Below are 19,596 nucleotides of genomic sequence, written 5' to 3' on the forward strand. Positions count from 1 at the left end.
GTTGGACGACTAATGTCATGGTCTCTTTCGACTTCTCGGCGTACGTTGGGGACCACCGGCCTGGTGGAGTTCACTTCGATACGAAAAGCCAGGTGCCCCCAAAATGCAGAACAGTTTCGACACCCGCTCTGAACTGCAGGTCGACGATGCGTCGTACGAGATCTACCGGCTGGATCGAATCAAGGGCTCCGATCGTCTGCCCTACAGCCTCAAGGTCCTGCTGGAGAACCTGCTGCGCAACGAAGACGGACACCTGGTCACGGCCGAACAGATCACGGCGATGGCCAACTGGGACGCCAACTCCACCACGAACTCGGAGATCCAATACACCCCGGCCCGGGTCCTCATGCAGGACTTCACCGGTGTCCCCTGCGTCGTGGACCTGGTCGCCATGCGTGATGCCATGACCGATCTGGGTGGGGACCCGAAGAAGATCAACCCGCTGATCCCCGCCGAACTGGTCATCGACCACTCCGTGATCGCCGATGTCTTTGCCCGGTCGGACGCCTTCGGGGTCAACGCCGAACTGGAATTCGGCCGCAACCAGGAGCGCTACCAGCTGCTGCGGTGGGGCCAACAGTCCTTCGACGACTTCCTGGTGGTTCCCCCGGACACCGGCATCTGCCACCAGGTCAACCTTGAATACCTGGCCCGGGTCGTCTTCACCCGGGAAGGACCCCGCGGACCCCAGGCGTATCCGGACACCCTGGTCGGCACGGATTCACATACCCCCATGGTCAACGGCCTCGGCGTACTGGGATGGGGCGTGGGCGGGATCGAAGCCGAAGCTTCCATGCTGGGCCAGCCGATGAGCATGTTGATCCCGCAAGTCCTCGGGCTCAAACTGTCCGGCGAACTGCCCGAGGGCACCACCGCCACCGACCTGGTCCTCACCGTCGCCGAACTGCTGCGCAAGGTCAGGGTGGTGGGCAAATTCGTCGACTTCTTCGGCCCAGGAGTCGGCAACGTCCCGTTGGCCACGCGGGCAACCTTGGGCAATATGAGCCCCGAATACGGTTCGACGGCTTCCATCTTCCCCATCGATGATGAAACGTTGAACTATCTGCGCCTGACCGGACGTGAAGAGCATCAGATCCGACTGGTCGAGGCCTACGCCCGAGAACAAGGGCTGTGGCACGATCCCGACCATGTGCCCGAATACAGTCAGATCGTGGAACTGGACCTCTCCACGGTTTCCCCGTCGATTGCCGGCCCGAAACGCCCCCAAGACCGCATCCCGCTGGCGTTCGCTCCCCGGGTCATCCACCGGCTGCTGGCCGGGCAAACCCATGCGGATGCCATCGCCGGGGGACTCGATTCCGCCGGGGAGGATTCCTTCCCGGCCAGCGATCCGGTGGCCATCAGCACCCGCATTCAACGCGATGACCCGCCACGGACCTACGACGACGACGGAAATGTCCTCGACGCGTGGCCCTCGGACCCCGCCGAGCTGATACTCGGCGGGCAGAAGACCAGCATCGACAACGGCGCCGTCGTCATCGCCGCCATCACCTCCTGCACGAACACGTCCAACCCCTCGGTGATGATCGGGGCGGCGCTGCTGGCCAAGAAGGCAGTGGAGCGCGGTTTGACCAGCCAGCCGTGGGTGAAGACGACGTTGGCGCCCGGTTCACGGGTCGTCACCGACTACTACGACCGTTCGGGGCTGACACCGTATCTGGAGAAGCTCGGTTTCAACCTGGTCGGCTATGGCTGCACCACGTGCATCGGCAACTCGGGGCCGTTGATCCCCGAAGTCAGTGCCGCCGCGACGGAGAAGAACCTCACGGTCGCCTCGGTCCTGTCGGGCAACCGCAACTTCGAGGGGCGGATCCACTCGGAGGTCCAGATGAACTTCCTGGCCTCCCCGCCACTGGTCATCGCCTACGCACTGGCCGGGACCATGCGCACCGACATGCTCAAGGATCCCCTCGGCCAAGACACCGACGGCCAGCCGGTCTACCTCCGCGATATCTGGCCCACCACCGCCGAAATCAAGGAGGTGGTCGACGCGAACCTCGAGGCGAAGATGTTCACCGAAGGCTATGCCGACGTCTACCACGGGGACGAGAACTGGCGCGGGATGACCATCCCCGAGGGGGACCAGTTCGCCTGGCAATCCGATTCCAGCTACATCCAGCGCCCGCCCTACTTCGATGACATGCCGGTGGAACCGGCGCCGTTATCCGATATTCAGGGAGCCCGCGTCCTGGCCTACCTCGGGGATTCGGTGACCACCGACCATATTTCCCCGGCCGGCGCCATCAAGGCCGATTCCCCCGCAGGTCAATATCTGCAGGATCTGGGGATCGAACCGAAGGACTTCAACTCCTACGGTTCACGGCGCGGGAACCACCACGTGATGATCCGCGGAACCTTCGCCAATGTCAGGCTGCGCAACCTCCTCGTCCCCGGGGTCGAGGGCGGCGTCACCCGGCATCTGCCCGACGGCGAGCGCATGAGCATCTTCGACGCCTCCACCCGCTACATCGCCGATGAGGTCCCGCTCGTCGTGTTGGCGGGTTCGGACTATGGTTCGGGGTCCTCCCGCGACTGGGCGGCCAAGGGCACCACACTCTTGGGGGTCAAGGCGGTGTTGGCCGTCTCCTATGAGCGGATCCACCGGTCGAACCTGATCGGCATGGGAGTGCTGCCGTTGCAGTTCCTGGACGGGGAAACGGCTGATACCCATGGACTGACCGGGGAGGAAACGTATTCCGTCATCGGCATCGAAGGCGCTTCCCCGCTCCCGAAGGAAGTCACCGTCCGGGTCGATGATGGTCAGGGCACCCGGGACATCACCGCGAAGGTCAGGATCGACACTCCTGCCGAGGAAGGATATTTCGTCCACGGGGGCATCCTGCCCTACGTCCTGCGTCAGTTGTTGACGACATGAGTACCACCGGGGTGAAGCGCGGGCGCGGCTCGGTGCTGCGCTCCTCCACCATCCTGCATGCGGTCATGGCCGTGGGCGGGCTGATCATGGTGGGGTTCCTGATCGCCCATATGTACGGGAACCTGAAGGTCTTCGCCGGACAGGAGGCCTTCGACGGCTATTCGGCGTACCTGCGCACGATCCTCGAACCGCTGCTGCCCTATGCCGGCGCCTTGTGGATCCTGCGCGTGATCCTGCTGATCAGCGTGGGCGCACATATTTGGGCGGCGTTCGTGCTCTGGCACCGTTCCCGGGCGGCCACCGCGGGCGGGGGCGGGTGGCGGTACCAGACCACGCAGAACCGCCGCGGCGTACAACGAAGTTATGCCTCCTTCACCATGCGGTGGGGCGGGGTGACGATCGCCCTGTTCGTCGTCTACCACCTGCTGCATCTGACCGGGAACGTCATCCACCCGGGCGGGGCCTCGGACAGCCCCTACGACCGCATGATCAACGGCTTCTCGATCTGGTGGGTGGTGCTCTCCTATGTCGTCGCACTCATCGCCTTGGGCTTCCACCTGCGCCACGGCATCTGGGCCGCCTTCGCTTCCCTGGGCGCGAACACCAGCGTGGCAGTACGACGCCGGCTCAATGGCTTGGCCTCTGTGGTCACCTTCGTGATCATCGCCGGTTTCCTCGTACCGCCACTGAGCATCTTGATCGGATGGGTAGGACCATGATGAACGAATACTTTGCCGAAGGTGATCCGCTGCAGGACACCCAGGACCCCGGCGGACCGCTGAAGGACCGGTGGGATCGGCGCCGCTTCGAGGCCAAGCTGATCAGTCCGGCCAACCGCCGCAAGGTCTCCATCATCGTCATCGGCACGGGGCTGGCTGGTGGCTCCGCTGCGGCAACCCTGGGCGAGGCCGGCTACAACGTGAAGGTCTTCTGCTATCAGGACAGCGCCCGCCGCGCCCACAGCATCGCCGCCCAGGGCGGGATCAACGCGGCGAAGGACTACCGTAACGACGGCGACAGCATCCAACGGCTGTTCTACGACACCGTCAAGGGCGGGGACTACCGCTCACGGGAATCCAACGTCTACCGCCTCTCCCAGGTCAGCGCGGCGATCATCGACCAGGCGGTGGCCCAGGGGGTCCCCTTCGCCCGGGAATACGGCGGCCTGCTGGACACCCGCTCCTTCGGCGGCGTCCAGGTTTCCCGGACGTTCTACGCCCGCGGGCAGACCGGCCAGCAGCTGCTGTTGGGCGCCTACCAGGCCCTGGAGCGCCAGGTCGGGGCCGGGACCGTGGAGTTGAATACCCGCCACGAGATGCTCGACCTCATCGTCATCGACGGCAAGGCGCGCGGCGTGGTGGTCCGGGATATGGTCACCGGCGAATTCGAAACACATGTGGCCGACGCCGTCGTGTTGGCCAGCGGCGGCTACGGCAACGTCTACTACCTTTCCACCAATGCGATGGGCTGCAATGTGTCCGCCACGTGGCGGGCCCACCGTAAGGGAGCCTATTTCGCGAACCCCTGCTATACCCAGATCCACCCCACCTGCATCCCCGTCAGCGGGGACCACCAATCCAAACTCACCCTGATGAGCGAGTCGCTGCGTAATGACGGAAGGATCTGGGTTCCGTCCCAGGCCGGGGATGACCGGGCCCCGGCGGACATTCCCGAGGACGAACGCGACTACTATCTGGAGCGGGTCTATCCGGCCTTCGGCAACCTGGTGCCCCGGGATGTGGCCTCGCGGGCGGCGAAGAAGCAATGCGACGAAGGCCGTGGCGTGGGCCCGGGAGGCCTGGGGGTATATCTGGACCTCACCCATGCCATCAAGCGGCTGGGCCGGCATGTCATCGAGGAGAAATACGGCAACCTCTTCGACATGTACGCGAAGATCACCGATGAGGACCCCTACCAGGCGCCGATGCGCATCTATCCGGCCATCCACTACACGATGGGTGGGCTGTGGGTGGATTACGATCTGCAAAGCTCCATCCCCGGGCTCTTCGTCATCGGCGAGGCAAACTTCTCAGACCACGGAGCCAACCGGCTCGGCGCCAGCGCCCTGATGCAGGGACTGGCCGACGGCTACTTCGTGTTGCCCGGAACCATCAACGACTATCTGGCCCGCAACCCGTTGCCCGAGGACGTCGATGCCGACCACCCCGCCGTCGTCGAGGCAGCCGAGGGGGTCCGGGAGCGCACGGCCCGACTGCTGGCCATCGACGGGAGCCGCTCGGTGGATTCCTTCCATAAGGAACTCGGGTCCATCGTCTGGGAGTACTGCGGCATGGAACGCAATGCCGAAGGACTGACCCACGCGATCAAAGAGATCCGCCGGCTGCGCGAAGCCTTCTGGACAGAGGTGAAGGTCACCGGGGTCAATGAGGAACTGAACCAGTCCCTCGAGCGGGCCGGCCGGGTCGCCGACTTCTTCGGACTCGCGGAGCTGATGTGCATCGACGCCTTGCACCGCGAAGAGTCCTGCGGGGCGCATTTCCGTTCCGAAAGCCAAACCGAAGGCGGTGAGGCCCTGCGCCAGGACGAGGACTTCAGCTACGTGGCCGCCTGGGAATTCGGTGGCGACGGGTCCTCCCCGGTGCTGCACCGCGAAAACCTGGAATTCGAGAACATCAAGGTCCAGCAAAGGAGCTACAAATGAACATCACCTTGCGGATCTGGCGCCAACACCATCAGGACGAGCCAGGTGCCATGGAGGCCTACGAGGTCGCCGACATCTCCCCCGACATGTCCTTCCTGGAGGTGCTCGATCTACTCAACGAGGACCTCACGCTCAACGGCGGGGAACCGGTGGCCTTCGACCACGACTGCCGTGAGGGCATCTGCGGGATGTGCTCGCTGGTGATCAACGGGCTGGCCCACGGCCCCGAGGCGTTGACCACCACCTGCCAGCTCTACATGCGCCACTTCGAGGACGGCCAGGTCATCGACGTCGAACCCTGGCGTTCGGCGGCGTTCCCGGTGATCCGGGATCTGGTGGTGGACCGCAGCGCGCTGGACCGGATCATCGAGGCCGGCGGCTATATCAGCGCCCCTACCGGGGCCGCAGCCGACGCCAATGCCGTCACCGTGCCGAAGAAGGACGCCGACCGGGCTTTCGACGCGGCGGCCTGCATCGGGTGCGGGGCCTGCGTGGCCGCCTGCCCCAACGGGTCTGCCTCGTTGTTCCTCGGGGCGAAGATCACCCACCTCGGTTCGCTGCCCCAGGGCCAGCCCGAACGCGACGAGCGGGCCCTGGCCATGGTAGAACAGCACGACGCCGAAGGTTTCGGCGGGTGCACCCAGATCGGCGAATGCACCGCGGTCTGCCCGGCGGGGATCCCGCTGGATATGATCTCCCAGCTGAACCACGACGTGCTGTCCGGGGTGAAGCACCAGTCAGGGAAATGAGCTGTCCCCGGGAAGGGCTATAACCGCTTCGGGTCCTGTTCGCGCCTGACCCGGCGGACGGTGTTGAAGACGTGATGGGAGAGCACGACCAGTGCCGCCCACCCCAGTCCGAGCGCCCAGGCCACGGCGACGTCGGTGAACCAGTGGTGCCCCAGATAGATGCGGCTGCAGCCGATCAGGAACACGTAGGCCGCGCAGCCGGCGATCATCCATGCCCTGGCCGCCCGGGCCTCCAGCTGCAGGAACCATAAATAGGCGATGACCGCGATGATCGCCGTGGCGTTGAGCGTATGGCCCGAGGGGAACGACGGCGAGGTTTCGTAGGGCGGAACGGCATCGGCCATCGGTGGCCGGGCCCTCCCGATGAGGTCCTTACCCGCAATGGTCATCGCCACGGAGCCGGCCCCCGCCGCACCGATGAGCAGCAGCGGCCGCCAGGACCGACGGATCCTGGTGAGCACCGCGATCGCCGCCAAGGCGATGATCGACATCCCGATGACGGAGCCGGTGTTGGTGAACCAGGTGACTGCCGTGTCGGCCACCGGGCTGCGCCAGGTCATCACGAGAGCCAGCAACGGCCGGTCCACTGCCGCCAGATCATCCTTCTCCGCCAGCGATTCGTAGATCTCCGCGGCGGCCGCGGTCATCAGGGTGACGAAGGCGGCGCCGATGGCCAGCGTGATCCACAAGGCACCATAGGCTCCGAGCCGCGATGGCAGGCGTCGCGCCGCGGCATCGGCGACCGGGTGGTCCCGTTGAGGGCGTCGGGGTGTAGAGGGGGTGGGCATGACTGACAGACTAGTGCCATGACGCTGCGCATACTGGCCATCGGGAAGAAGCACGAGTCGTGGGTGGCCGAGGGCATCGAGCGCTATTCGAAGCGGATGAAGAAACCCTTCGACGTGTCCTGGGCCCTGCTGCCGCATTCGTCCCGGGAAGGCGACGCCGCCCGCACCGAGGAATCCGCCCGCATCCTGGCCAAGGTCCACTCCCGGGACCATATGGTCCTGCTCGATGAACGCGGGAAGAACATCGATTCACCGGCCCTGGCCCGTACCCTGCAACAGCCGTTGGATACCGCCCGCCCGGTGGTGCTGGTCATCGGCGGGGCCTACGGCGTCGACACCTCGGTGCACCAGCGGGCCGATTTCACCTGGAGCCTGTCCAAACTGGTCTTCCCCCACCAGCTGGTCCGGCTCGTGGTGGCCGAACAGCTCTACCGTGCCCAGGAAATCGTCGGCGGCCGGCCGTACCACCACCGATAATGGTGGCCGAGGTGCCTCGACCGCCCCCGCGCCAACTCGTCGGTGCTTCGGCGTAGGCTTTCAGCGATGGCAGAAAAGCCCGCAGCAGCCGCAGTGCTCCAGAAGTTCACGCCCGCGACCCGCGAGTGGTTCACGGGTGCCTTTGCCGCGCCGACGGCCGCCCAGCTCGGCGCTTGGGATGCGGTCTCCGCCGGCAGCAACGCCCTGGTCGTCGCCCCCACCGGTTCGGGCAAAACCCTCTCCGCCTTCCTCTGGGCCCTGGACGGGTTCATCCGCAGCAGCACCGAACAACCCGCCCTCCCAGTAGTCGAAGCTCACGACGCAGTCGCTGCACCAGGGAAGAAGGCGAAGGCCCCGAAACGCAAGACCCGGGTCCTGTACATCTCCCCGTTGAAGGCGCTCGGCGTCGACGTCGAACGCAACCTGCGCGCACCGCTGATCGGGATCACCCAGATGGCCCAACGACTCGGCCTGCCGGCCCCCGAGGTCAGTGTTGGCGTGCGTTCGGGAGACACCCCGGCCAATGACCGCCGCAAACTGCTGACGACCCCGCCGGATATCCTCATCACCACCCCCGAGTCACTGTTTCTGATGCTGACCTCCAAGGCCCGCCAGACACTCACCGGCATCGACACGGTCATCATCGACGAGGTTCACGCCGTCGCCGGCACCAAACGCGGTGCCCATCTGGCGGTATCGCTCGAACGGCTCGATGCCCTGCTGAAAAGCCCGGCGCAACGCATCGGGCTCTCCGCCACCGTGGAACCCCGGGCCGAGGTCGCCCGGTTCCTGGGCGGTTCCCGGCCGGTGGACATCGTGGCTCCGCCCTCGGAGAAGACCTGGGACCTGACGGTCACCGTCCCGGTGGAAGACATGACGAACCTGCCCGCCGCGGCCGAGACCAGCGAGCTCGATGAGCTGGCCGGCTTCCAACCGCAGGCGAGCATCTGGCCGCATGTGGAGGAGAAGATCGTGGACCTCATCGAGGCCAACCGCTCCACGATCGTCTTCGCGAACTCCCGACGCCTGGCCGAACGGCTGACGGCGAACCTGAACGAGATCCACGCGGCCCGGCAGGAACTGACCGGCTCCGATCCGTGGGCCGAACCGGCCACCGAACCGTCCATCGCCCCCGCACCGCAGCATCCGCCCGCGCAGGTCATGGCGCAGGCAGGTGCCAGCTCAGGCGCCGAGGCCGTGCTGGCCAGGGCCCACCACGGTTCGGTTTCCAAGGATCAACGCGCCGGCATCGAGGATGATCTGAAGTCCGGGCACTTGCGCTGCGTCGTGGCCACCTCCTCGCTGGAGCTGGGCATCGACATGGGACTGGTGGATCTGGTCATCCAGGTCGAATCCCCGCATTCGGTGGCCTCCGGGCTGCAACGCGTGGGCCGGGCCGGACACCAGGTCGGGGAGGTGTCCACCGGGGCCTTCTTCCCCAAGCAGCGCTCGGATCTGGTCAACACGGCCATCACCGTCGAACGCATGCGCTCCGGGGCCATCGAGGCGCTGTCCATTCCGGCGAACCCGCTGGATATCCTGGCCCAGCAGACCGTCGCCGCCGCAGCGTTGGGTGAGGTCGATGCGGAGGAATGGTTCGACGTCGTCCGCCGGTCGGCGCCCTTTGCCGCACTGCCCCGTTCGGCCTTCGACGCGACCCTTGACCTCTTGGCCGGCAAATACCCCTCCGATGAGTTCGCCGAACTACGTCCACGCATCATCTGGGACCGCGATGCCGGCACCCTGTCCGGTCGGCCCGGGGCCCAACGTCTGGCCGTGACCTCCGGGGGCACCATCCCGGACCGGGGCATGTTCGGGGTCTTTTTGATCGGCACCGAGGACCAGAGTGGCGGCGGGCGCCGGGTGGGCGAACTCGACGAGGAGATGGTCTACGAATCCCGGGTCGGCGACGTCTTTGCCTTGGGGGCGACGAGCTGGAAGATCGAGGACATCACCCACGATAAGGTCCTGGTCTCCCCCGCCTTCGGCCAGCCCGGCAAACTCCCCTTCTGGAAGGGCGACTCGCTGGGTCGTCCCGCCGAGCTGGGCCGGGCGTTGGGCAGGTTCCGCCGCGAAATTGGCGGAGCCAGCGACGACGATGCCGGGGCCCGGCTGGCAGCGATCGGCCTGGACGGCTGGGCCGCGGCCAACCTCACCGGTTACCTGGCCGAACAGCAGGAAGCCACCAGCATCATCCCCAGCGACACCACCTTGGTGGTTGAACGCTTCCAGGACGAGCTCGGCGACTGGCGGGTGGTCCTGCACTCCCCGTTTGGCATGCCGGTGCACGCCCCGTGGGCGCTGGCCGTGGGGGCCCGGCTGCACGAACGCTTCGGGATGGACGGGTCGGCGATGGCCGCCGACGACGGGATCGTCCTGCGGGTGCCGATGATGGACGACGAGCCGCCCGGGGCCGAGCTCTTCCTCTTCGATCCCGAGGAGCTGGATGCCATCGTGACGAACGAGGTGGGTGGCTCGGCCCTGTTCGCTTCGCGTTTCCGCGAATGTGCGGCCCGGGCCTTGCTGCTGCCTCGGCAGAACCCCGCCAAACGCAGCCCGCTGTGGCAGCAACGCCAACGCTCGGCCCAGCTGCTGGATGTGGCGCGCAAATACCCGTCCTTCCCGATCATCCTCGAGACGGTCAGGGAATGCCTGCAAGACGTCTACGACCTTCCCTCGCTGCGCTCGATCGCCGCCGAGCTGCAGGGCAGGGGGCTGCGGATCGTGGAGACGACCACCCGCCAGCCCTCACCCTTCGCCCAGACCCTGCTCTTCGGCTATGTCGCCCAATTCCTCTACGAGGGCGACTCCCCGCTGGCCGAACGCCGGGCGGCAGCCCTGTCGATCGACCCGTCCCTGTTGGGCGACCTGCTGGGCCGCACCGAGCTACGCGATCTGCTGGACCCCGACGTCATCGCCAGCACCGAGGCCGAACTCCAACGGGTGGCCCCCCACCGTCGGCTCAAGGGTCTGGAGGGGGCCGCCGATCTGTTGCGCCTGCTCGGCCCGTTGGGGATCGAGGAGCTGGCCGCCCGGCTGCGGCCTGCCGCCGAACCGGAGGAGCCCGAGACGGTGGACCCCAGCGTCGAGCCGGAGAAGAACGTTCCCGGTGTCGAACCGGTGCCTGCGCCAGCCACCGTCGACGAGGCGGCCGGCTACGCCGAGGCCCTGCTGCGCAGCAACCGGGCCCTGCGCATCAACCTGGCCGGGGAACCGGTGCTGGCGGCGATCGAGGATGCCGCCCGGTTACGCGACGGGTTGGGGATCCCCCTGCCGATGGGCATCCCGTTGGCCTTCATCGAACCGGTGGCCGACCCGTTGGGCGACCTCGTCGGACGCTACGGGCGCACCCACGGTCCCTTTACCGTGTCCGAGGCAGCCACCGCACTGGGGTTGGGCACCGCCGTCGTCCTGTCGGTCCTCAAGCGTCTGGGTACCGAATCACGGGTGGTCGAAGGCGAGTTCCGGCCCGCCACCGGCGATTCGGCAGCCGGGGCGCCGGCGGCCAGCGAATGGTGCGACGCCGAGGTGCTGCGCCGGATCCGCAGGCGCTCGCTGGCCGCATTGCGGGCCGAGGTCGAACCCGTGGACGATGCCACGTTCGGCAGGTTCCTTCCCGACTGGCAGTTCGTGGGCGAGAACCTGCGCGGTATCGACGGCGTGGCCACGGTGATCGACCAGCTGGCCGGGGTACCGGTTCCGGCGAGCGCCTGGGAGGCCTTCGTCTTCCCTGCCCGGGTTTCGGACTACCAGCCGGGAATGCTCGACGAGTTGATGGCCACTGGGGAGGTGCTGTGGTCCGGTGCCGGGACGCTGGCGGGAAACGACGGCTGGATCAGCCTGCACCCCGCGGCGGAGGCAGCACTGACGCTGAACCCCGACCCCGATTTCGAGCCCTCCGAGCTGCAGCTGCGGATCCTTGAGGTACTGGGCAGCGGGGGCGGCTTCTTCTTCCGCCAGGTCACCGAGGGTCTGGCCGTCACCGGTCAGGACGAATCCGTGCTGACCGCGCTCTGGGAACTGGTGTGGTCCGGCAGGATCGGCAACGACACCTTCGCCCCGGTGCGCGGGCTGCTCGGCGGTGGACGGACCGCCCATAAACCCCGCGGGGCCTCCCCCCGGGCCAGGTCGCCCCGGCTGGGGCGGATGCGCTCGCCCCGGGGTCCGGGAATGCATGCCTCCGGCCTGCGACCCGGCGCTGTCGCCTCCTCAGCGCCCGTCGCCCCGGCCCAGCCTCAAGCCGCAGGACGCTGGTCCCTGCTCCCTGCACCGGAGGCCGACCCGACGATCCGGGCTCATGCCGGCGCCGAATTCCTGCTCGACAGGTACGGGGTGCTCACCCGCGGTTCGGTGATGGCGGAGAACGTGCCCGGTGGTTTCGGCAGGCTCTACCGGGTCCTGGCCCGGCTGGAGGAATCGGGCAGGACCCGCAGGGGGTATTTCATCGAACGCCTCGGGGCGGCCCAGTTCTCCGTCCCCGCGACCGTGGACCGGCTGCGCGGACACACCCGGGATACCGATCTCGATGCTGCAGCCTCCCACGCCGGGGGCTCCGGGCGGGTCCCGGCAGCCATCGCCCTGGCGGCCACCGACCCGGCCAACCCCTACGGCGCGGCACTGCCTTGGCCGGTCCTGGGCTCCGCCGACGATGCCCCCTCCCCCACGGGGCAACGCCCGGGACGCAAGGCCGGCGCCGTCGTCGTTCTCCTCGATGGCCGGTTGGGCCTGTATTTGGAGCGTGGCGGCCGAACGGCCCTGGCCTTCACCGACGACCAGACCGAGCTCGACGCCGCGGCTCGGGCGCTCGTGGCGGCCCTGCGGACCGCACGGGTGGAGCGGATCGCGCTGGATAAGGTCAATGGCGCCCCCGTCCCCGATACGGCGCTGGCTAGGGCTTTATTGGCTGCGGGATTCCACTCCTCACCCAACGGGCTGCGCTTCCGCCCGTGAGTCCTTTGACGACGACCGGTATAGTGTGAGCCACTCCACACAGTGGGCCAGCGATGAAGCTAGCAACGAAGGAAGTGACCAGCAGTGCCAGAGGGTGACAGCGTCTACCGGGCAGCCCGTCGGCTCGATGCGGCACTGAGCAACAGGGTCCTGCAGTCCAGCGATTTCCGGGTTCCGTCCTATGCCACCTTGAACTTGGCCTCCCAGACGGTCTCCTCGGTCATCTCCCGGGGCAAGCATCTCCTCATCCGGGTCGCCGACCTGAGCATCCATTCGCACCTGATGATGGACGGTCATTGGGATGTCTACGCCACGGGAGAGCGCTGGCGCGCCCCGGCCTTCAAGGCGCGCTGCGTGCTGCGCAACCCCGACTTCCAGGCGGTCGGCTTCGATTTGGGTTTCCTGCGGGTGATCCGCACCGTCGATGAACCAGACGCCGTCGGCCATCTGGGACCCGACCCGCTGGGCGCTTCCTGGGATGCCGAGGAGGTACATCGCCGCCTGGCCATGATGCCCGACCGGCCCATCGCCCTGACCTTGCTGGACCAGCGGGTCATCGCCGGGCTGGGGAACATCTACCGCTCGGAACTGCTCTTCCTGCTGGGCCTGCACCCCCGCACCCCCACCAGTCTGGTGCCCGACCCCGCCTATCTGGTCGATCTGGCCCACCAACTCCTGCATGCCAATAAGGACCGCTCCCGTCGGGTCACCACGACCCCTCCGATGCGCGACCAGTACTGGGTCTACGGGCGAGCTGGGAAGCCCTGCCTACGTTGCGGGGACACCATCGAATATCGCAAGCTCGGCCAGCCCCGTCCGTCAGCCGGGCTGCCCCGTACCGAGGAACGGATATCTGCGGGACGTCGGATCCCGGAGACCGGCGGACCTCTGCCCGAGGGCGGCACCGGCCAGGTCAAGGTCGATGCCCAGCAACAGGCTACCGGCACTGAACGGTGTGAACGCGGCATCGACCTGAACGAACGTGACCTCTACTTCTGCCCCGGCTGCCAGACGGATCCCTTCGCCTGAATCGGGCCTGCCCGCTGACGTGGGAAACTTATTCCATGGCCATGCAATCCCCCCTTCCCGTCCGCAACGGCGTCAACGCCACCCGGTTGCGCATCCCGAGGGAGGGACCCTGGGCGACGGTCATGGACTACATGCTCGAACGCTTCGGTCATGTCGACCCCGAAGGGATCGTCCGCCGTTTCCGTGAGGGGGAAGTCGTGGGCTTGGGCGCCGAACCCTTGACCACGAAAACGCCGCTGGGCGTGCATGATTTCCTCTGGTACTACCGCAACCTCCCCGACGAACCGATCCTGCCGGTGACCGAAACGATCCTGTTCCAGGACGAGAACCTGCTGGTCGTGGATAAACCACATTTTTTGCCCAGCACCCCCGGCGGCCGGTTCATCCAGGAGTCGGCGCTGGTGCGTCTGCGCAATCGGCTGGACCTCCCTGACCTGGTGCCGATGCACCGGCTCGACCGGGCCACCGCCGGCATCATCCTCTTTTCCACGAATCCGGCCACCCGCGGCGCCTACCAGGTCCTCTTCGAACATCGCAGAATCCAGAAGGAGTACCGTTGCGTCGCCACTCTGCCCGCCACATGGGATGAGGCCGCGGCCGCAACGGAACCGTTCCTGGACTCCGCCCCGGGCCGGCACGGCCAGGCAGTCCGGCAGATCACCGGTAGCCACCGGGCCACCGCCACCGATTTCCCGGCCGAGTACCGCAACCGGATGGTCAAGGAAAAGGGCCATCTGCTGGCTTTGACCCAGCCCGGGGAACCGAACGCCGAAACCCGGGTCGATGTGTTGCGCACCGGCGTGAGCACCGGTGTCCACGCGGGCACCGCCGTCGGGCTCTTCCGGCTGCGCCCGCATTCGGGCAAGACCCACCAGCTGCGCGTGCATATGGCGGCCCTCGGTCTGGGAATCATCAACGACGCGTTCTATCCCGACCTGCTGGAGAAGGCGCCGGATGATTTCACCCGCCCGTTGCAGCTGTTGGCGCATTCCATCTCCTTCACCGACCCGCTGGCCCACACCCCGGTCACGTTCACCTCGGAACGGAATCTGGGCGAATTTCCGGGCCCCGTCCACTAGCTGCTGGACCATGTCGGAGCTGTTACGTCCATTCGTCGGAGCTAAAGAGGCAGGTCGGGGTCACAATCCGGCCACAGCTGGGGCCGAATCCGCGCTAACGTCCCCAAACAGCACCCTCACATTGGGTAGGCTATGAGCGGTGGTATGGGGAGGAATCATTGCCATGAAAATAGCGGGTAAAGGGGATTCCACGTCATGACAGAAACACGCCAGGAGACTTCGGCTGCCTCCGAGGCGCTGGAGCGTCTGCGTGCCCATCAGCCCCCCGCGCCCCCTCGCCCGGAGACCTCCGCACCGGCGGACCCCCCGTCAGCAGCGCACGACGACGCTTCCTCCACGGTGTACTCCACCACGCTGCCGCCGAAGCCCACACGCCACCCAGAAGGTTTCTTGGACGCCGCCGACGCTCCCTCACGGCATATGGCCACCGACGGGGCCCGCGGGCGGCTACCCGACGAGAACGCCAAGACCCGGTTGAACACGTGGCTCGACGGAATCGACTCCCCCGATTGGCAGGAACTGGCCCGCAAGACGAAAACCGGTACCGCGCGGACCATCGCTTCCCAGCGTGAAGCCTCCCGCCGTCGCGCCGAGGCCCGGGCGAAGGCCCGCGAGGAAAAGTCCCGTCAGCGGGCCGAACGCGAAGCGGCCGAAGCAGCTGAAGCCGAAGCCTCCGCCGAACGTCAACGGGCTGCCGATGAAGCGGCCCGCCTGGCCGCCGAGGCCGAAGCAGCCCAACGGGCCGCCGAGGAAGCTGCCGCCCGGGCCACCGCCTCCAGCAACGATCTCGAGTCCCTGGTGGAAAATGCCCGCGAAGCGATCGTCGACGCCGCGGAAGTCCCCCGCACCGCGGAACAGCTGCGCAATACGAGCCCCTTCTGGGTGGACGACGAGGGCCCGATCTACGTCCCGCCCTATAACTTGCCTTCCAGCGACCCCGATCCACCCGAGCATCGTTCGGACCTGATGCGCCGCATCATCGTTTCAGTGGTGGCCGCGGCTTCCCTCTTCTTGGGTTTCATGGGGTTGGGTTGGTTCGGGGGCAGCACCGCGCATTCGGCGGCCCATTCGGCTTATGGCCCCGAAAATGCCCTCTTGGCGCCCAATAGCAACTCGTTCATGATCTGGGGCATCCTGTTCATCTGGATCGCTCTCTATGCGATCTTCCAATGGCATCCGAGCCAACGTTCCTCCTACCGGCAACGCGAGATCGGCTATCTCACCGCCGGCGCCGGGCTCCTGGGGGCCTTATGGCTGCTCTGCGCCCGTTCCTCACTGGTGTTCCTGTCGGTGGTCGTGGCGTTGGCGCTGACCACCGTCCTGGTCTATGCGGTCCGTCGGATGAACCAGCGCACCGCCCGTTCGAATATGGAGCGGGTTTTCGTTGACGGTCCGGCGGCTCTCTTCCTGGGCTGGATGCTGGTCCTGTTGCCGGCGACGCTATCCATCGCGTTGACCCGCGCCGGGTTCACCCTGCTCCTTCCGGCCTCGTTGTGGGCCGTCCTGGCGATCGTCGGCTGCACGTGGGCCGCCGCCAGTTTCTCCATGTCCGAACGGGGCCGCATCGTGGTGGCGTTGGGCTTCGCCTGGGGACTGTTCTGGGTCATGCTGGACCGGCTCATCACCCTGCAGTCCTCGGCACCGGTGGCGATCGTTTGTGGGCTGTGCGCGTTCATCGTGCTCCTGGCCACGGAGAACCGCAGGTACCAGATCGGCCACGCCGAACGCCGCGCAGCCCGCGGGCAGCGCACCGAGTTCTAGAGCGCCGTCCACCGGCCGCGCACCCGGCGCAGCACGACCAGTCGCTGGGTGGCAGCCACCTCTTCAACGGCGGCACGCATCAGCGCAGCAGCCGCACGGGCGGCGCGCAGATCGGCGTCGTACTCTTCTTCCTCAACGGTGAAGCGCAGGGTGATCCGTGGGATGCCGGCGACGATATCGAGTTGGTTTGCTTCCACATGGTGGCGCTCGGCCAGGGAAGCGACGGCCGCGTCCATCACCGCTTCGGGGCGGTTCCCGGGACGCAGGGACAGGATGTTCAACTGGGCACGAAACGAGGGCACCGCCCCAGCGTAATGCTCGACGGTGCCCGCTTCGAACCGGGCCTCAGGCGATGGCCGAAATTCCGGTGGCCGCCCGGCCGACGATCAGCTGGTTGATGTCATAGGTGCCCTCGTAGGTGTAGATGGCTTCGGCATCGGCGAAGATCTTGGCCATCCGCTGGTCGGCGACGATCCCGTTCCCACCCATCGCGGCCCGGCCCAAGGCCACGGTCTCGCGCATCCTCTCGGTGGCGAACGCCTTGGCCAGGGCCGCTTGCTCCATTTTCTCGGTTCCCCGCGATTGTGCGTGGGCGATCTGGGTCATCAACGCCATCGACGCCGTGGCATTTCCCAACATGGTGGCCAGCTTCTGCTGGATGAGCTGGAAGGAAGCCAACGGCCGACCGAACTGTTCACGTTCGAGCACATAGGCCCGCAAAACTTCGAAGGCTGCCAGTTGTTGTCCGACGGCGAGCCACCCGACCATGATGCGGCTGGAGCGCAACAACTGGTTGATATCGGCGAAGGAATCAATCCCGGGGAAACGGTCCTCCTCCGGGACCCGCACGCCCTGAAGCAGGATGTCGGCGTTCTGGACGGTTCGCAGCGAGATCTTCTGCTCAATTTTTGAGGTTTTCACCCCGGGCAGGGAGGTGTCCAGGACGAACCCGCGCACCTCACCGGTGTCCTCGTCGAGGGCCCAAAGCAGCAGGTGCTCGCAGAACGTGCCGTTGCCGATCCACCGTTTGGCTCCGTTGATCACCCAGGTATCGCCTTCCCGTCTGGCCCGGGTGGCCATCCCCTTGGCGACATCGGAACCGTGATCGGGCTCGGTCAGGGCAAAGGCCCCGGTGGTGCGCAGGGCAGCCGCGTCGGCCAAATAGCGTTCGCGCTGACCCGCGGTGCCGAAGTCGTGCAGGGACTCCACGAAAAGGTCATGGTGGATCATGAAGAACGTGGCCAGCGAGGCGTCGGCCCGGGCGAGTTCGGCGATGAGCAGGCCGTGGAACAGCGTCGAATAGCCGTGCCGGGTCGGCGTGCTCACCCCCAACGCCCCGAGCTTCGGCAGCAGGTCGAAGGGGAATTCCTCCGCCGTCCACCAGTGCCCGGCATAGGGGGTGACGTGTTCGGCGACGAAGGCACGCACCTCGGCCAGCTTGGCTCGTTCCCGGTCATCGAGTTGTGACTCGATGTCCAGGAAGTCGGCCCCCGGGAGTTCGCGGGGTCGGCGGGCAGGGTTGCCGCCCTCGTTCTTCACGGTCATGTCAGTCCTTATTTCGGGGCCATGCGGATGGCCCCGTCGAGCCGAATGGTCTCGCCGTTGAGCATCTGGTTGGACATGATGTGTTCGACCAGCGCAGCGTATTCGGCCGGCTTGCCCAGCCGTGAGGGGTGGGGCACCTGGGCGCCGAGGGAATCCTGGGCTTCCTGCGGCAGACCGGCGAGCATCGGGGTTTCGAAGATCCCCGGTGCGATGGCCATGACGCGGATCTGCTGCCGGGCGAGCTCGCGGGCCAGTGGAAGGGTCATGGCCGCGACGCCGCCCTTGGAGGCCGCATAGGCGGGCTGCCCGATCTGGCCGTCGAAAGCCGCGACCGAAGCGGTGTTCACGATGACACCGCGCTCCTCGGTCCCGGTCTCGTCATCGAGGAGCGGCTCGGTTCCCGCCATGGCTTCGGCGGCGAGCCGAACGACGTTGAACGTGCCGATCAAATTCACGGCCACCACCTTCTCGAAGGAGGCCAGCGGCAGGACGCCGTCCCGGGACAACACCTTGCCCGGTGTCGCCACCCCGGCACAGTTGACCAGGATGCGCAGTGGTGCCATATCGCTGGCGACCTCGACGGCCCGCCGGACTTCGTCTTCGTTGGTGACGTCCGCGGCGACGAAGCGAGCGCGCTCCCCCAGGCCGATGGCGGCATCCTCGCCGGCCGAGCCGGGCAGGTCGAGCAGGACCACATGGGCTCCTGCGTCGTAGAGTTTTTTGGCGGTTGCGGCACCCAGGCCGGACGCGCCACCGGTGATGAGGGCCGAGGCCCCGGCGATCTCCATTTTTCCTCCCGAGGGGTGGACATGATCCACCCGGTTAATGGTTGTTAACTCAAATGCCACTCTAGCGTCTGCGTCGCGGACACTCCACCCCTCGGGACGTCGTAGGATTCGCTCATGAGTCCCGTTTCCGGCGCCCGCCCCTTCCTGCTGCTGTCCACCCGCGAGGACCCCGTGGCTGCCCAGGACGAGGTCCGTGGATTCCTGGCCGCCTCGGGTCTGCCGGCTTCGATGCTGGCCGTGATGGCTCTGGGCGCCTCCCCGCTGCCGGAACCGCTGGAACTGGAGGCCTATTCGGGCATCATGCTCGGCGGCGGTCCGTTCAACTCTTCGGATGACCCGGCCCGTAAATCCAAGTCCCAACTACGGGTCGAATCCGAGATCTCGGCACTGTTGGACCAGCTCATCGAGCATGACTTCCCGTTTCTGGGCGCCTGCTACGGCATCGGGACCCTGGGGACCCATCAGGGGGGCACCGTGGATCGGACCCATTCCGAACCGGTCGGGCTCTCCCATATCGAGCTGACCGAGGCAGGGGCCCGCGATCCGCTCACGGCAGGGTTGCCTCCCGCCTTCGAGGCCTTCGTCGGGCATAAGGAAGCCGTTTCGACACTGCCCCGGCACGCCGTCCTGTTGGCGACCTCGGGGCCTTGCCCGGTGCAGATGTTCCGGATCGGCACGAACCTCTATGCCACCCAGTTCCATCCGGAGCTCGACGGCGACGGGCTGGCCACGCGCATTGCGATCTACCGTGACGCCGGCTATTTCCCTCCCGAGGAGGCCGGCCCGCTGACCGAGCTCGCCTATGCGGCCGATGTCACCTGGCCGGGCCTGATCCTGCGCAACTTCGTCCAGCGCTACCAGCGTTAGGAGGC

The 19,596-nt window shown here is 66.7% G+C and carries 14 protein-coding genes; 10 read left to right on the forward strand and 4 right to left on the reverse strand.

Going from position 1 to position 19,596, the window contains the following annotated elements:
• Nucleotides 1–103: 103 nt before the first annotated feature.
• The 4 genes from CIK75_RS15320 to CIK75_RS15335 are packed head-to-tail and all read left to right on the forward strand — an operon-like array spanning nucleotide 104 to nucleotide 6,307.
• Nucleotides 104–2,896 (forward strand): aconitate hydratase, encoded by a 2,793-nt coding sequence (locus tag CIK75_RS15320; RefSeq protein WP_086993757.1) that lies wholly within the window; start codon nucleotides 104–106, stop codon nucleotides 2,894–2,896.
• Complete coding sequence (locus CIK75_RS15325; RefSeq protein WP_086993760.1) at nucleotides 2,893–3,615, forward strand: succinate dehydrogenase cytochrome b subunit; 723 nt, start codon at nucleotides 2,893–2,895, stop codon at nucleotides 3,613–3,615. The genes CIK75_RS15320 and CIK75_RS15325 overlap by 4 nt, the downstream gene beginning before the upstream one ends.
• Entirely contained in the window at nucleotides 3,615–5,558 is a 1,944-nt protein-coding gene (locus tag CIK75_RS15330; RefSeq protein ID WP_086993763.1) for a fumarate reductase/succinate dehydrogenase flavoprotein subunit, read from the forward strand. The genes CIK75_RS15325 and CIK75_RS15330 overlap by 1 nt, the downstream gene beginning before the upstream one ends.
• A complete protein-coding gene (locus CIK75_RS15335; protein WP_086993766.1) occupies nucleotides 5,555–6,307 on the forward strand; it encodes a succinate dehydrogenase/fumarate reductase iron-sulfur subunit in 753 nt (250 codons plus the stop codon). Before CIK75_RS15330 ends, CIK75_RS15335 begins: the two co-directional genes overlap by 4 nt.
• Before the next feature lie 17 nt (nucleotides 6,308–6,324).
• On the opposite strand, the gene CIK75_RS15340 is transcribed toward CIK75_RS15335, so the two are convergent.
• Complete coding sequence (locus CIK75_RS15340) at nucleotides 6,325–7,095, reverse strand: phosphatase PAP2 family protein (RefSeq protein ID WP_086993769.1); 771 nt, start codon at nucleotides 7,093–7,095, stop codon at nucleotides 6,325–6,327.
• Nucleotides 7,096–7,113: 18 nt separating this feature from the next.
• Between CIK75_RS15340 and rlmH the strand changes: the two genes are divergently transcribed.
• The 5 genes from rlmH to CIK75_RS15365 all read left to right on the forward strand — a co-directional run bounded on the left by rlmH (nucleotide 7,114) and on the right by CIK75_RS15365 (nucleotide 16,391).
• Nucleotides 7,114–7,572 carry a 23S rRNA (pseudouridine(1915)-N(3))-methyltransferase RlmH gene (rlmH, locus tag CIK75_RS15345; RefSeq protein WP_179204188.1) on the forward strand — a complete coding sequence of 153 codons (459 nt, stop codon included), beginning with the start codon at nucleotides 7,114–7,116 and terminating at the stop codon, nucleotides 7,570–7,572.
• Between the two features lie 66 nt (nucleotides 7,573–7,638).
• Entirely contained in the window at nucleotides 7,639–12,522 is a 4,884-nt protein-coding gene (locus tag CIK75_RS15350) for a DEAD/DEAH box helicase (RefSeq protein ID WP_086993773.1), read from the forward strand.
• An 84-nt stretch (nucleotides 12,523–12,606) separates the two neighbouring features.
• Nucleotides 12,607–13,551, forward strand: coding sequence for a DNA-formamidopyrimidine glycosylase family protein (locus tag CIK75_RS15355; protein ID WP_086993776.1), 945 nt, complete (start codon nucleotides 12,607–12,609; stop codon nucleotides 13,549–13,551).
• 41 nt (nucleotides 13,552–13,592) lie between these two features.
• Complete coding sequence (locus CIK75_RS15360) at nucleotides 13,593–14,630, forward strand: pseudouridine synthase (RefSeq protein ID WP_086993886.1); 1,038 nt, start codon at nucleotides 13,593–13,595, stop codon at nucleotides 14,628–14,630.
• A 195-nt stretch (nucleotides 14,631–14,825) separates the two neighbouring features.
• Nucleotides 14,826–16,391, forward strand: coding sequence for a hypothetical protein (locus CIK75_RS15365; RefSeq protein WP_086993779.1), 1,566 nt, complete (start codon nucleotides 14,826–14,828; stop codon nucleotides 16,389–16,391).
• On the opposite strand, the gene CIK75_RS15370 is transcribed toward CIK75_RS15365, so the two are convergent.
• Genes CIK75_RS15370 through CIK75_RS15380 form a run of 3 tightly spaced genes read right to left on the reverse strand, consistent with a single transcriptional unit; the run spans nucleotide 16,388 to nucleotide 18,724 of the window.
• On the reverse strand, nucleotides 16,388–16,693 hold the full coding sequence (locus CIK75_RS15370; protein ID WP_086993782.1) for a hypothetical protein: 306 nt from the start codon (nucleotides 16,691–16,693) through the stop codon (nucleotides 16,388–16,390). The genes CIK75_RS15365 and CIK75_RS15370 overlap by 4 nt on opposite strands.
• 43 nt (nucleotides 16,694–16,736) lie before the next feature.
• Nucleotides 16,737–17,936, reverse strand: coding sequence for an acyl-CoA dehydrogenase family protein (locus CIK75_RS15375; RefSeq protein WP_086993785.1), 1,200 nt, complete (start codon nucleotides 17,934–17,936; stop codon nucleotides 16,737–16,739).
• Nucleotides 17,937–17,944: 8 nt separating this feature from the next.
• Nucleotides 17,945–18,724, reverse strand: coding sequence for a 3-hydroxyacyl-CoA dehydrogenase (locus tag CIK75_RS15380; protein WP_086993788.1), 780 nt, complete (start codon nucleotides 18,722–18,724; stop codon nucleotides 17,945–17,947).
• A 114-nt stretch (nucleotides 18,725–18,838) separates the two neighbouring features.
• On the opposite strand from CIK75_RS15380, the gene CIK75_RS15385 reads away from it, so the two are divergent.
• Entirely contained in the window at nucleotides 18,839–19,591 is a 753-nt protein-coding gene (locus CIK75_RS15385) for a glutamine amidotransferase (RefSeq protein ID WP_086993791.1), read from the forward strand.
• The last annotated feature ends 5 nt before the right edge of the window (nucleotides 19,592–19,596 follow it).

Origin of the sequence: Glutamicibacter sp. BW78 (genome assembly GCF_002332245.1) — a bacterium.
Classification (GTDB): domain Bacteria; phylum Actinomycetota; class Actinomycetes; order Actinomycetales; family Micrococcaceae; genus Arthrobacter_H; species Arthrobacter_H rhombi_A.

What these genes read in the sequence shown, in the direction of transcription:
- CIK75_RS15320 (WP_086993757.1), top strand. Translation starts at nt 104, where the DNA reads ATGCAGAACAGTTTCGACACCCGCTCTGAACTGCAGGTCGACGATGCG.
- CIK75_RS15325 (WP_086993760.1), top strand. Translation starts at nt 2,893, where the DNA reads ATGAGTACCACCGGGGTGAAGCGCGGGCGCGGCTCGGTGCTGCGCTCC.
- CIK75_RS15330 (WP_086993763.1), top strand. Translation starts at nt 3,615, where the DNA reads ATGAACGAATACTTTGCCGAAGGTGATCCGCTGCAGGACACCCAGGAC.
- CIK75_RS15335 (WP_086993766.1), top strand. Translation starts at nt 5,555, where the DNA reads ATGAACATCACCTTGCGGATCTGGCGCCAACACCATCAGGACGAGCCA.
- CIK75_RS15340 (WP_086993769.1), bottom strand. Translation starts at nt 7,095, where the DNA reads ATGCCCACCCCCTCTACACCCCGACGCCCTCAACGGGACCACCCGGTC.
- rlmH (WP_179204188.1), top strand. Translation starts at nt 7,114, where the DNA reads ATGACGCTGCGCATACTGGCCATCGGGAAGAAGCACGAGTCGTGGGTG.
- CIK75_RS15350 (WP_086993773.1), top strand. Translation starts at nt 7,639, where the DNA reads ATGGCAGAAAAGCCCGCAGCAGCCGCAGTGCTCCAGAAGTTCACGCCC.
- CIK75_RS15360 (WP_086993886.1), top strand. Translation starts at nt 13,593, where the DNA reads ATGCAATCCCCCCTTCCCGTCCGCAACGGCGTCAACGCCACCCGGTTG.
- CIK75_RS15365 (WP_086993779.1), top strand. Translation starts at nt 14,826, where the DNA reads ATGACAGAAACACGCCAGGAGACTTCGGCTGCCTCCGAGGCGCTGGAG.
- CIK75_RS15375 (WP_086993785.1), bottom strand. Translation starts at nt 17,936, where the DNA reads ATGACCGTGAAGAACGAGGGCGGCAACCCTGCCCGCCGACCCCGCGAA.
- CIK75_RS15380 (WP_086993788.1), bottom strand. Translation starts at nt 18,724, where the DNA reads ATGGAGATCGCCGGGGCCTCGGCCCTCATCACCGGTGGCGCGTCCGGC.
- CIK75_RS15385 (WP_086993791.1), top strand. Translation starts at nt 18,839, where the DNA reads ATGAGTCCCGTTTCCGGCGCCCGCCCCTTCCTGCTGCTGTCCACCCGC.